This window comes from Blastococcus sp. SYSU D00922 (genome assembly GCF_054050495.1).
The window spans coordinates 1-12,270 of the sequence record NZ_JBJGZL010000027.1; the positions used below are offsets into that span (position 1 = coordinate 1).

Consider the following 12,270-nt stretch of genomic DNA (forward strand, 5'->3'; position numbering starts at 1 on the left):
CCGTGACGCCGACATGGCGCAGGAGATGGTCCAGTTCACCCGGAACCAGATCCTGTCCCAGGCCGGCACCTCGATGCTCGCGCAGGCCAACCAGGCCTCGCAGGGCGTCCTGTCGCTGCTCCGCTGACCCCCGGCCGCCTAGCGGCCTGATGTCACGGACCAGCTGAGGACCGCCTCAGCAGTGCCCCGGGTGAGGGGGGAGACCTCCGGGTCTCCCCCCTCACTCGCAGCCGGATCGTCCCAACCAGAGGAGACCACCGCATGACGATGAGCCTGAGCACCGGCCTCATCTCCGGGATGGACACCGGCACCCTCATCTCCCAGCTCATCCAGGCCGAGGCCGGACCGCAGACCGCGCTCCGCACCCGCCTGAAGGCCTCCGAGACGGCGGCGTCGGCCTACCGCACCGTCAACACCACCTTCCTCGCCGTGACCGCTGCCGCCGAGGCCGCCATGAAGCCCGGCGCGTGGAACCCGACGAAGGCCACCAGCTCGAACGGCACGGTCTCCTTCACCGCCACCGCGGGAGCCGCCTCCAACTCGCTCACGTTCACCGTGAAGCAGCTCGCGACGTCGCACGCGGTGATGAACCGGAACTCGACCCCGGGCACCTGGACGTCGCCCACCTCCTCCTACGGCGCCACCGAGATCACGGTGTCCGACGAGAAGGGCGTCGCCTCGCCCACCAAGATCACCGTCGGCGGCACCGGCACGCTGGCCGACGCGGCGGCCGCCATCAACGCCAGCTCGCACGGGCTGAGCGCCTCGGTCGTGCAGATCAGCTCGGGCGAGGCCGCCCTGCGGGTCGTCTCCAAGGAGACCGGCCTGGCGAGCAAGTTCTCCCTCTCCGGCGCCGGCGCCGTGACCACCAACGTCGACGCGGCCGACGCCGTGATCGTGCTCGGCACGCCTGGTGCCACCGGCGCCGTCGAGGTGTCGTCGGCGACCAACACCTTCGACTCGGTGATGCCCGGGGGCACGTTCACGGTCAGCAAGAAGGACGAGACCGCCACGCTGTCGATCGCCTCGGACCCCGACGCCGTCGCCGCGACCGTGCAGAGCCTCATCAACGCCGTGAACGCCGCGGCCAAGAACGCGCGCGACTACACCTCCAACGCCCCGGGCAGCACCGCGACGCTCAAGGGCGACTACGCCGTCAGCTCGCTCGGCTCCCGGCTCCTGGACAACGTCACCGCCGCCCTCGGCGCGAACGGCTCCCCCGCCAAGATCGGCATCCAGCTGGCGAAGGACGGCAAGAGCGTCGTCTTCGACAAGACCGTGTTCCTGGCCGCGCTCAAGGACGACCCCGCCAAGGTCCAGACGATGGTCCTGGGTACGCCGGCGACCACCGACGCCGACGGCAAGCTCGTGCCGGCGGTCGACGGGCTCGCCGGCCGGCTGCTCACCGTCTCCAAGGGTGCCTCCGACAGCGCCACCGGCTCGCTGGTCGCGCTGGCCAACGGGCAGGACGGCCTGAAGAAGGGTTACCAGGAGCAGATCGACGCCTGGGACCTGCGCCTGGCCAAGCGCAAGGAGACGCTGACCCGCCAGTTCACCGCGATGGAGACGGCCCTGAGCTCCCTGCGCAACCAGTCGACCTGGCTGGCGAGCCAGATCAACTCCCTCCCGTCCGCCGGCTGACCCGGCTGCTCCGCACCACCTCTACCTCGCTCCAGGAGAACTCCCGATGAGTGCCGCTTCCCTCCGCGCCCGCTACCTCGGCGACGCGGTCGCCACGAGCTCGCCGCAGCAGGTCCTCGTGATGCTGTACGACCGCCTGGCCCTCGACCTCGAGCGGGCGCAGAAGGCCGCGGCGGCCGGCGAGCGGCAGGCGGCCAGCGAGCAGCTGCAGCACGCGCAGGACATCGTCATCGAGCTGCTGTCGAGCCTGCAGGTCGACGTCTGGGAGGGCGGCCCCCGGCTGGCCGCGCTCTACAACTGGCTGATCAGCGAGATGATCCAGGCCAACGTCAAGCTGGACACCAACCGCATCTCCTCCTGCCGACAGGTGGTCGAGCCCCTGCGCGACGCGTGGCGGCAGGCCGCCGCCATGCTGGCCGGCAGTCCGTCATGAGCGCGGTGGGGCCGGTGACCGGCGGCGCAGCCGCCGGACCCCACGCCGGTCCGTACACGCCGCACCCCCCGGTCACCGGGGCGGCGCGCCGGGAGGACGGCGAGAAGCGCCGCCGCCCGAGGAACTGGCACGACGCACTGACCGAGCTCGAGGGCGAGGTGCTCGCCGCGGAGCAGACCCTGGCCCGCGGGCGCGCCGAGGAGATCGCCGCCTGGGGTCGGCGCAGCACCGACTGGGTGCCGCCCACCGGGCTCGGGCCCGTCCCTGACGACCTCCGGGAGCGGGCGATGCACCTGCTCCAGCACCAGCTCGCCGTCGCCGAGGCCCTCGTCGAGCGGATCACCCAGTCGCAGCGGCAGCGCGACGTCGCCGCGCGGATGTCCTACGGGCCGGTCCGCCCGGTCCCGTCGTTCATCGACCAGGTCCTCTGAGCGCACCGCCCTCTCCCCCGGTCCATCCGGTCGGGTGCCGATGAGGGATGTGCACACCCGTCCCGCTCCGAAGGGTCTCCCCATGCGCGTCCTCATCGTCCGGTCGACGGCCGCACACGGCTCGATCTTCTACCGCGCGGAGGAGCCGGCGCGTGCCCTCCGGGAGTCCGGTGCCGACGTCGACGTCGTCCTCGCCAACGGGTTGCGGACCACCGTCCGGGACGGCGAGATCGTCGACGTCGACGCCGAGGGTGCCGACGTCGTGGTCCTGCAGCTGCCGAAGACCGTGGCCATGCTCCAGTGCCAGCGCCTCCTGCAGGCGCGCGGTGTCGCCGTGGTCGTGGAGATCGACGACCTGCTCTCGGCCGTGCCGTTCGGCTCGCCCTCGTACCAGCTGATGGTGGTCGAGGGCTGGGCGCAGCACGCGCTGGCGTGCGCCCGCGAGGCCGACGCTGTCACGGTCTCCTCTCCCCTGCTGCTCCAGGAGTACGCGGCGCACGGTCGCGGCGTGCTCGTGCCCAACGCCGTCCCCCGCCGGATCGCCGAGCTCCCGCCGGCCTTCGACCGCAGCCCGGGGACCGTGACCATCGGGTGGGCCGGCCACGTCGCCGCCCGGCCGTACGACGTCCAGGTGATGGGGTCCGGGCTCCAGCAGGCCCTGGACCGGACGCGCCCGGGCAGCCGCTTCGTCGTCCTGGGCGGGAAGGTCGACATCCAGCAGCGGCTCGGCCTCGCCGTCGACCCGGCCGAGGTGCCGTGGGTCGCCGACGTGGAGACCTACCTCGGCCGGCTCGGGGAGCTCTTCGACATCGGCGTCGCCCCGGTCCGCGTCGACCGCTTCAACGAGGCGAAGAGCTGGCTCAAGCCGCTCGAGTACGCGGCCCGTGGCGTCTACTGCGTCCGGTCGCGGATCGGCGAGTACGACCGGCTCGGCCTCGGGCTGCCCGCCCGGGCGGCCAAGGACTGGGCCAAGTGGCTCGCCGCCGGGGTCCAGGACGCCGACCGGCGCCGGGAGGTGGCGGCCGCGGCGCGGGAGACCGTCCTCGCCCGGCACCTCACCGAGCACACGGCCGAGCAGTGGCTCGGGGCGTGGCGTGCCGCCCTCGACCACCGCGCCCGCGCCCGGGCCGCCGCACGCCCCCTCGCCGGCGCCGCGCGCAGCTGATCAGCCCCACCCGTACGACGCCCCGTCACCGCTTCCGGTGACGGGGCGTTCGTGCGTTCTCGCGGCCCTCACGGGCCCCCGGCACGGAAGGTGCCAACTCAGGTGTCCCGGTCGAACCGGGACACGGCGAGGTCACCGCTGGTCACACCCGCCACCGGTTCCCCGCCCGGCCCGCACGCCCCGCGCGTGCCGCCGCCACGGTCAGCCCGCACGACCCGGGTGCCGATGTCAGACCTGCACGGACAGCACCACTTCGCCACGGATCGGCGGACCCCCCACTCGCTCGCGAGTGCCTTCCGCGTACCCGGAGGTCGATCGTGTCCTGCTGCACCCGTCGGCGACCCGTCCCATGAGCTCACTCATCGGCGACATCACGCCCGCTGCGCTGCACGCCAGCCTCTCCGGCCTGGCCCAGCGCCAGCGCGTCACGGCCGACAACATCGCGAACGTCAACACGCCCGGCTTCCTCGCCGGCCGCGTGGACTTCGAGTCCTCCCTGAAGGGCGCCCTGCGCAGCGGTGAGACGCCGACGATCAGCGGCGGCACGACCTCCCGCTCCCTGGAGCCGACCAACACCAACGGCAACAACGTCAACCTCGACCAGGAGACGCTGATCGCCACGGAGACAGGTCTGCGCTACCAGCTGGCCCTCAACGCGCTGGACGGCAAGTACAACTCCCTGCGCACCGCCCTCAGGACGCAGTGACGTGGCCATCTTCGACACCCTGGGGATCTCCGGGTCCGGCCTGATGGTCCACCGCAAGTGGCTCGACGCCGTCTCGGACAACATCTCGAACGTCAACACCGTCACCCGCACCAACGAGGACGCGTTCCGCGAGCGCTTCGTCGTCGCGCAGGCGGTCGACTACGGCTCGGGCGAGGGCGGCGTGCGCGTCGCGCGCGCCGAGTTCGGCAGCGGCGAGGGACGGATGGTCTACCAGCCCGACCACCCGCTCGCCGACGAGGAGGGGTACGTGAAGTACCCCGACGTCGACCTCGGTGACCAGATGACCCAGCTGCTGATGGCGCAGCGCGGCTACCAGGCCAACCTCGCCGTCGTGGAGCGGGCCACCAACATGTACCAGGCCGCTCTCCAGCTCGGGAAGGGCTGACCGTGACGGCCCCCCTGAGCGGCATCCTGCCCGTGGGCGTCAGCGCGGTCACCGGCGTCGCCGGCTCCACCAACGCCGACGCGGTCACCTCGACCAGCAACGGCGACGGCTTCGCCTCGGTGCTCGCCTCGACCTTCGACAAGCTGCAGAGCACGCAGGACGCCGCGGACACCCTCGGCGCCCAGGCCGCCACCGGCGACCTGAAGGACGTGCACGACTACATCATCGCGAGGACAGAGGCGTCCCTGGCGACCGAGATGGTCGTGACCTTCAAGAACAAGGCCGTTGAGGCCTTCAACGAGATCATGAGGATGCCTGTCTGATGAAGTCGGCTCTCGCCGGGACGATGGAGCGCGCCCGCTCCACGTTCTCCACGATCAGCCTGGGGCAGAAGGTCGTCATCGGCCTCCTGCTCATCGGGCTGCTCCTCGGCGGGTTCTTCTTCTTCCGCTGGATCACCGCGCCCACCCAGGCCCCGCTCTTCTCGAACCTGGCCGCCACGGACGCGTCCGCGATCGTCGAGGAGCTCAACGCCTCGGGCGTCCCCTACACCCTCACCGACGGCGGCGGCACGATCCTCGTCGACAAGGAGAAGGTGTACGACCTGCGGCTGCAGATGAGCGGCCAGGGGCTGCCCGCCGGTCAGGACACCGGGTACGCGCTGCTCGACGAGCAGGGCATCACCACCAGTGAGTTCCAGCAGCAGGTGACCTACCAGCGGGCGCTGGAGGGCGAGCTCTCCAAGACCCTCGAGGCCCTGGACGGCGTCAACTCCGCGGTCGTGCACGTGGCGCTGCCGGAGGACGAGGTCTTCGTGACCGAGCAGTCCGAGCCGACGGCGTCGGTGCTGCTCGACCTGGCCGCGGGCACCAGCCTCTCCGGCGAGCAGATCCAGGCGGTCACCAACCTGGTCTCCTCCAGCGTCCAGGACATGGACCCCGAGCAGGTCACCGTCACCGACGCCTCCGGGCAGGTGCTGTCGGCGCCGGGCACGGGGATCACCGCCGCCGCCGGCGACGCCCGCTCGCAGGTGGAGCAGGAGTACGAAGCACGGCTGAAGACCAACGCACAGGCGATCCTCGACCGCGTCGTCGGCCCGGGCCGCGCCGTCGTCTCGGTGCGCGCCGACGTCGACCTCTCGCAGAGCGACACGACGTCGGAGACCTACACCTACGACCAGGGCACCCCGCCGGTCTCGGAGAGCACCACGACCGAGAACTACACCGGTTCGGGCACCCCCGTCGGCGGCGTCCTGGGCCCCGAGAACATGCCCGACGCCGCGGACAACGCCGGCGGTGGCACCTCCACGTACGAGAAGGAGTCGACCACCTCGAACAACGCGGTCGGGAAGACGACGACGGTGACCGAGGGCGCTCCCGGTGGCCTCAACCGCCTCACCGTCTCCGTCGTCATGGACGAGGCGGTCGCGGGCAACCTCAACCAGCAGCAGATCCGCGACCTCATGACCACCGCGGTGGGCCTGGACGAGGCGCGCGGCGACGACATCACGGTCGCCTCGATGCCGTTCGACACCACCGCCGCCGACGAGGCCGCCGCCGAGATGGAGGCCGCCCGCGAGGCCGAGGCCAGCGAGCAGATGTGGTCGATGATCCGCACCGGCGGCATCGCGGCCGGCATCGCGCTCGTCGTCCTCATCGTCTGGCTGCGATCGCGCCGCCGCGGCGACGTCGAGGAGGACTACGAGCCCCTCGAGCTCTCCGACGACATGCTCGCCGAGCTGGACCGGCTCCGCGTGGCCAGCAGCCGCGAGGCGGTCGAGGTCGACAACCGGCAGATGGAGCTCGAGGCCGCGGAGCGGCAGAAGGTGCGGGGGGAGATCTCCACCATGGTCAGCGAGCGCCCCGACGAGGTCGCGGCCATGCTGCGCGGCTGGCTGAGCGAGAACAAGTCGTGACGCTCGCAGGCATGGAGCAGCTGCTCGGCGCCGGCGGCGGCAACCTGCCCGTCCCGGTCGCTCCCCCACGTCCCGAGCTGCCGGGCCTGCGCAAGGCCGCCGTCTTCCTCGCCCAGATGAGCAAGGAGGAGGCCGGCGCGATCCTGTCGAAGCTGCGCCCCCGCGAGGTGGAGTCGCTGACCCGGGAGCTCATGCGCCTGGGCTCGGTCGAGGTCGAGGACGTCGACTCCGTCATGACCGAGTTCCACGGCCTCATGACCGCCCAGCACTTCATCGGCCGCGGCGGCGTCGACTTCGCCCGCGAGATCCTGGCCGCCGGCCTGGGCGAGGACAAGGCCGAGGGCATCCTGTCGCGGCTCAACGTCGTCTACACCGAGGTGCCCTTCGCCTCGCTGCGCAATGCCGACGTGCGGCAGCTCGTCACCTTCCTCAAGGACGAGCACGCCCAGATCATCGCCCTGGTGCTGGCGCACCTCACCGCCGCGCAGTCGGCCGAGGTCCTCTCCGGGTTCGCGCCCGAGCAGCAGGCCGAGGTGGCGCACCGGATCGCCACGATGGACCGGACGTCGCCGGAGATGGTCCGCCTCGTCGAGGAGGAGCTGGGCCGGCGCATGGGCTCGCTGCTCGCGCACCAGGACATGACCACCGTGGGCGGTGTCGAGACCCTCGTCGAGATCATCAACCGCTCGCCGCGGCCCACCGAGCGCTCCATCCTCGAGTGGCTGGACAACACCGACCCGGAGCTCGCCGAGCAGGTCCGGTCGCAGATGTTCGTCTTCGAGGACATCGTCACCATCGACGACCGCTCGCTGCAGCAGGTGCTGCGCGAGGTCGAGGCGAACGACCTGGCCACCGCGCTCAAGGGTGTGCGCCCCGACGTCCGCGACAAGGTCCTCCGCAACCTCTCCGAGCGCGCGTCCGAGAACCTCAACGAGGAGATCGAGCTGCTCGGCCCGGTGCGCACGCGCACCGTCGAGGAGGCCCAGGCCAAGGTCGTCGGCATCATCCGCACGCTCGAGGAGCAGGGCGTCCTCACGCTGACCCGTGGACAGGACGATGAGTTCGTCTCGTGAGGGGGTCCTGCTGCGGGCCGGTTCCGCGCAGCAGGTCACCCCGTACCGCGCCGGCGTGCCCGAGCAGCGGCCGCCCGCCGCGGCCGAGCCGGTCGTGGAGCGGCGGAGCACCATCCGCCGCGCCGCCGACGTGCCGGTCGTCGGTGGCGGCCCCTCGTTCCGCCTCGGCGACGTCTACGCCGAGGAGCTCGAGCGGCTGCGCGGCCGGGCGCACGAGGAGGGCTTCGCCGCCGGCCACGCCGAGGGCATGACCGCCGCGGCCGCCGTCGTCGCCGAGACCGAGCGCGCCGCCGCCGAGCGGCTCGCCGACGTCCAGGCGCGGTGGGAGCGCCGCATGGCGTCGGCCACGGCGGCGCTCGCGGCCGCCGCCGCGCGCTTCGAGGAGGCGTCGGTGCCGGTCGCGGACGAGGTCCGCGAGACGGTCATCGGCACCGTGCTGACCCTGGTCGAGGACCTGCTCGGCCGGGAGCTGGCGCTGGCCGAGGACCCGCTCATGGACGCCGTCCGCCGCGCGCTGGCGCTGGTCCCGGCCGACGCCCCGGCCGTCGTCCGCGTGCACCCGGACGACCTCGCGGAGGTGCCTGCCGAGTCCCTCGCCGAGCTGCCCGCCAGCGTGCGCGTGGTCGCCGACGCCGGCATCGAGCGGGCCGGCGCGGTGGTCGAGACCGGCCCCCGGCGCATCGACGCCCAGCTCGGCGCGGCCCTCGAACGCGTCCAGGCGGTGCTGACCTCATGACCCCGCCCGCCGCCCCTACGACGTTCCCCCCCACCGTGCTCGCCCGCGCCAGGGCCGCCGCCCGACCGCAGGTCACCGGGTCCGTCACCGGCGCGATGGGCCTGACGCTGAGCGTCGACGGCCTGAGCGCCGCCGTCGGCGACCTGGTGGAGGTCAATCCCGGCACCCGCCCGCTGCTCGCCGAGGTGGTCGCCGTCGGTCGCGAGCGGCTGACCTGCATGCCGCTGGGCACCCTCTCCGGCGTGCACGCCGGCGCCCCGGTTCGCGCCACCGGGATGCCGCTGCAGGTGCCGGTCGGCGAGGCCCTGCTCGGCCGCGTGCTGGACGGCCTCGGCCGGCCGGTCGACGGCGGCCCGCCCCTGGGCTCGCACGTGTCCTTCGTCGACCTCTCCAGCGAGACGCCGCACGCGCTGTCCCGCACCCGGGTCGAGGAGCCCCTGACCTTCGGCGTCCGCGCGCTCGACACGCTGGTGCCCTGCGGCAAGGGCCAGCGCCTGGGCATCTTCGCCGGCTCCGGCGTCGGCAAGTCCAGCCTCCTCGCGCAGATCACCCGCGGCACCGACGCCGACGTCCGCGTCATCGGCCTGATCGGCGAGCGCGGCCGCGAGGTGCGCGAGTTCCTGGAGGAGAACCTCGGCGCCGAGGGCATGGCGCGCACCGTCGTCGTCGTCGCCACCTCCGACGAGCCGCCGCTGGTCCGGCTCAAGGCCGCCTTCGTGGCCACCCGCATCGCCGAGGCGTTCCGCGACGAGGGCCGCGACGTCCTGCTGCTCATGGACTCGATCACCCGCACCGCGATGGCCCAGCGCGAGGTGGGCCTGTCCGCGGGCGAGCCACCGGCGACCCGCGGCTACCCGCCGAGCGTCTTCGCGATGATGCCGCAGCTGCTGGAGAAGGCCGGGACCGGCGTCACCGGCTCGATCACCGGCCTCTACACCGTCCTGGTCGAGGGCGACGACCACAACGAGCCCATCGCCGACACCGCCCGGTCGATCCTGGACGGGCACATCGTGCTCACCCGCAAGCTGGCGACGACCGGGCACTTCCCCGCCATCGACGTCCTCGAGTCCATCTCCCGCGTGGCGAGCGCGGTCGTGCCGCCGGAGCTGATGGCCGACGCGCGGGAGATCCGCCGCCTCATGGGTGCCCTGCGCGACGTCAAGGAGCTGGTGGAGATCGGCGCCTACCAGACCGGGAGCGACCCGCTGGTCGACCGGGCCCGCATGCTCGCGCCCGCGATCGAGTCGTTCCTCCAGCAGCCGATGGGTGAGTCCACGGCGCCGCAGGAGGCGTGGAGCTGGCTGCAGCGGATCGTGAGGAGCGCATGACGACGCCTGCGGAGTTGCGCGGGGGTCTGGCGTGAAGCGGGCGAGGTTCCGGCTGCAGCCGGTGCTCGAGCTGCGGCGCACCGAGGAGCGCGCGGCGGCCGCGGCGGCGGCGCAGGCGGCGAGCGCGGCGGCGGACGCCGACCGGCGGGCCACCGAGTACGAGACGACGCTGGCCGAGGCGCGGCTCCCCCGCTCCCTGCCCGCCGGCCAGTTCCTGGCCACCATGACCCTGCTGCGCACGGCCGCCACCGATGCCGCCGACGCCCGCGCGCTGGCCATCGCGTCGGCCGAGCAGGCGGAGCTGGTGCGCGCGAACTGGACCGCCGCCGCCCAGCGGACCAAGGGCCTCGAGCGGCTCCGCGACCGGCACATGGCAGCGCTGCAGCACGCCGAGGACGTCGCCGAGGAGCGCGCCGTCGACGACCTGGTGACCGGCCGCGCCGGCCGCGCCGCCGCGGACCGGACCGACGACGGGGAGGTCCCGTGGACGGAGTGAGCGCGGTCCAGGCCCGGATCAGCGAGATCCAGAGCCGCTTCCTGCACCGCCCCCAGAGCACCGCGGCGAACTGGGCGAGCGCCGCTGCCGCCGCCGGCCTGACCGGGACCGGCTCGGCGACCACCGCCACCGGCCCCGCGACCGCCTCGGAGAGCGCGGTCGTGGCCCAGGCGCAGAAGTACCTCGGCGTCCCCTACCTGTGGGGCGGCACGGACCCGGCCAAGGGCCTGGACTGCTCGGGGTTCACGCAGCTGGTCTACAAGAACCTCGGCATCGACCTGCCGCGCACCTCGTCGCAGCAGGCGACCAGCGGCCAGGCGGTCGCCTCCCTGGCCGACGCCCGCCCCGGCGACCTGGTCTTCTTCGACTACTCGTCGGGCCGCGCCGGCATCGACCACGTGGGCATCTACATCGGCGACGGCAAGATGATCGCCGCCCCGCAGGCCGGCGAGGTCGTGAAGGTGCAGGACGTCGGCAACCCGACGGTCATCCGCCGCGTCCTCCCCCAGCAGGCGGCGACCACGGCGACTGCCTCGGGCAGCGCGCTCGCCGGCGTGCCGTACGCCGACCTGTTCACCCGCGCGGGCGCCCGCTACGGGGTCGACGCCTCGTTGCTGGCCGCGGTGGCCTCGCAGGAGTCGAGCTTCAACGCCTCGGCGGTCTCCCCCGCCGGCGCCCAGGGCCTCATGCAGTTCATGCCGGCCACCGCCCGCGGTCTCGGGGTCAACGCCCTCGACCCCACGTCGGCCATCGACGGCGCCGCGCGCTACCTGAGCAGCCTCACGAAGCAGTTCGGCTCGACCGACCTGGCCCTGGCGGCCTACAACGCCGGCCCCGGCACGGTGTCGCGCTACGGCGGCATCCCGCCCTACTCCGAGACCCAGAACTACGTGCGCGCAGTGATGACCAAGGCGGAGGCCTACCGATGACAAGCCCTGGCTCGATCAACGCGCTGACGTCGCTGCGCACGCGGCCGGCGAGCAGCACCGACGTGCGCGGCTCGTCCGGCGCCTCCCCGTTCGCCTCGGCCCTCGACGACGCCCTGGCGGCGGACCGCCCGGGCCAGGGGGCCGACCGCGCCGCCGAGCGGCGCAGCACGCCCGAGGACCGGGCGGCCCGCGCCCTCGACCGGGCCGCCGACGCGCAGGCCCGCGCCGACCGGGCCGCCGAGCGAGCGGACGAGCGGGCCGACCGCGCCGCCGAACGAGCGGGTCGGGCCGGTGCCCGCGCCGCCGCGGCGGCCGACCGGGCGGCCGCCGCCGCCGCGCACCGGCCCGACCAGGGCGGTGCCGACGCCCCGGACGACGCCACGACGGGGACGCCCGAAGCGCCGACCACGCCCTCCACTGCCGAGGTGCCGGCCGCCGACGCCGCCTCGACCGCTGCCGCCCCCGGGCTCCCTGCGGCGCTGTGGGCGATGGCGTTCGGTGCACCTGCCGCTCCGACGGCCCCGGCGGAGACGGCGCCCGTCGCCACGGGTGCCGTCGCCACGGGTGCCGTCGCCGCGGAGGTGCCGGCCGCCGGGGAGGTTCCGGCCGCCGCGCCGGCTCCGGCCACCAGACCGGCCGCCGACCTCGACCTGCCCGCCACCGCACCGACGGCGCCCGCCGCCCCGGTGGCCCCGGCGCCTGCCGCGAGCACCGCCGTCCCGGCCGCCACGCCCTCCCCGGCACCGGCGTCGGCTGCCGCCGCTGCCGCGCTGGCCGACCTCACCGTCGTGCCGGCCGCGGACGCCCCCGCGGCCGCCGCACCCGCCCCCTCGGCGCCGGTGCCGGCCGCCGCCGTCCCGGCCGCGGACGAGCCCGTAGCGGCGGCAGCTCCCGCGGTCGTGGGGGGGGGGGGGGGGGGGGGCGCGCGCCCCCCCCCCCCCCCCCCCCCCCCCCCCCCCCCCCCCCCCCCCCCCCCCCCCCCCCCCCCCCCCGCCCCCCCCCCCCCCCCCC

Annotated in this window: 14 protein-coding genes; all 14 read left to right on the forward strand. The window is 74.1% G+C overall.

Features of this window, described 5'->3' with window-relative positions:
- Positions 1-13 precede the first annotated feature (13 nt).
- Positions 14-127, forward strand: a complete 114-nt coding sequence (locus ACI78T_RS20720; RefSeq protein ID WP_456560035.1) for a flagellin — start codon at positions 14-16, stop codon at positions 125-127.
- Positions 128-261: 134 nt separating this feature from the next.
- Positions 262-1,641 carry a flagellar filament capping protein FliD gene (gene fliD, locus ACI78T_RS20725; RefSeq protein WP_456560023.1) on the forward strand — a complete coding sequence of 460 codons (1,380 nt, stop codon included), beginning with the start codon at positions 262-264 and terminating at the stop codon, positions 1,639-1,641.
- A gap of 46 nt (positions 1,642-1,687) precedes the next feature.
- Positions 1,688-2,074 carry a flagellar export chaperone FliS gene (fliS, locus tag ACI78T_RS20730; RefSeq protein WP_456560024.1) on the forward strand — a complete coding sequence of 129 codons (387 nt, stop codon included), beginning with the start codon at positions 1,688-1,690 and terminating at the stop codon, positions 2,072-2,074.
- The gene (locus tag ACI78T_RS20735; RefSeq protein WP_456560025.1) at positions 2,071-2,505 is read left to right on the forward strand and encodes a hypothetical protein; all 435 of its coding nucleotides are present in this window, start codon (positions 2,071-2,073) and stop codon (positions 2,503-2,505) included. Before fliS ends, ACI78T_RS20735 begins: the two co-directional genes overlap by 4 nt.
- Before the next feature lie 82 nt (positions 2,506-2,587).
- Positions 2,588-3,670, forward strand: a complete 1,083-nt coding sequence (locus ACI78T_RS20740) for a glycosyltransferase family protein (RefSeq protein WP_456560026.1) — start codon at positions 2,588-2,590, stop codon at positions 3,668-3,670.
- Positions 3,671-4,019: 349 nt separating this feature from the next.
- Positions 4,020-4,376, forward strand: a complete 357-nt coding sequence (flgB, locus tag ACI78T_RS20745) for a flagellar basal body rod protein FlgB (protein ID WP_456560027.1) — start codon at positions 4,020-4,022, stop codon at positions 4,374-4,376.
- Between the two features lies 1 nt (position 4,377).
- Positions 4,378-4,782, forward strand: a complete 405-nt coding sequence (gene flgC / locus ACI78T_RS20750; RefSeq protein ID WP_116449840.1) for a flagellar basal body rod protein FlgC — start codon at positions 4,378-4,380, stop codon at positions 4,780-4,782.
- 2 nt (positions 4,783-4,784) lie between these two features.
- A complete protein-coding gene (gene fliE, locus ACI78T_RS20755) occupies positions 4,785-5,105 on the forward strand; it encodes a flagellar hook-basal body complex protein FliE (protein WP_456560028.1) in 321 nt (106 codons plus the stop codon).
- Entirely contained in the window at positions 5,105-6,697 is a 1,593-nt protein-coding gene (gene fliF, locus ACI78T_RS20760; protein ID WP_456560029.1) for a flagellar basal-body MS-ring/collar protein FliF, read from the forward strand. Before fliE ends, fliF begins: the two co-directional genes overlap by 1 nt.
- Complete coding sequence (fliG, locus tag ACI78T_RS20765) at positions 6,694-7,770, forward strand: flagellar motor switch protein FliG (protein ID WP_456560030.1); 1,077 nt, start codon at positions 6,694-6,696, stop codon at positions 7,768-7,770. Before fliF ends, fliG begins: the two co-directional genes overlap by 4 nt.
- Positions 7,754-8,506, forward strand: a complete 753-nt coding sequence (locus ACI78T_RS20770) for a FliH/SctL family protein (RefSeq protein ID WP_456560031.1) — start codon at positions 7,754-7,756, stop codon at positions 8,504-8,506. The genes fliG and ACI78T_RS20770 overlap by 17 nt, the downstream gene beginning before the upstream one ends.
- A complete protein-coding gene (locus tag ACI78T_RS20775; RefSeq protein ID WP_456560032.1) occupies positions 8,503-9,834 on the forward strand; it encodes a FliI/YscN family ATPase in 1,332 nt (443 codons plus the stop codon). The genes ACI78T_RS20770 and ACI78T_RS20775 overlap by 4 nt, the downstream gene beginning before the upstream one ends.
- Before the next feature lie 31 nt (positions 9,835-9,865).
- A complete protein-coding gene (locus ACI78T_RS20780; RefSeq protein WP_456560033.1) occupies positions 9,866-10,330 on the forward strand; it encodes a flagellar FliJ family protein in 465 nt (154 codons plus the stop codon).
- Positions 10,318-11,259 carry a transglycosylase SLT domain-containing protein gene (locus tag ACI78T_RS20785; RefSeq protein ID WP_456560034.1) on the forward strand — a complete coding sequence of 314 codons (942 nt, stop codon included), beginning with the start codon at positions 10,318-10,320 and terminating at the stop codon, positions 11,257-11,259. The genes ACI78T_RS20780 and ACI78T_RS20785 overlap by 13 nt, the downstream gene beginning before the upstream one ends.
- The last annotated feature ends 1,011 nt before the right edge of the window (positions 11,260-12,270 follow it).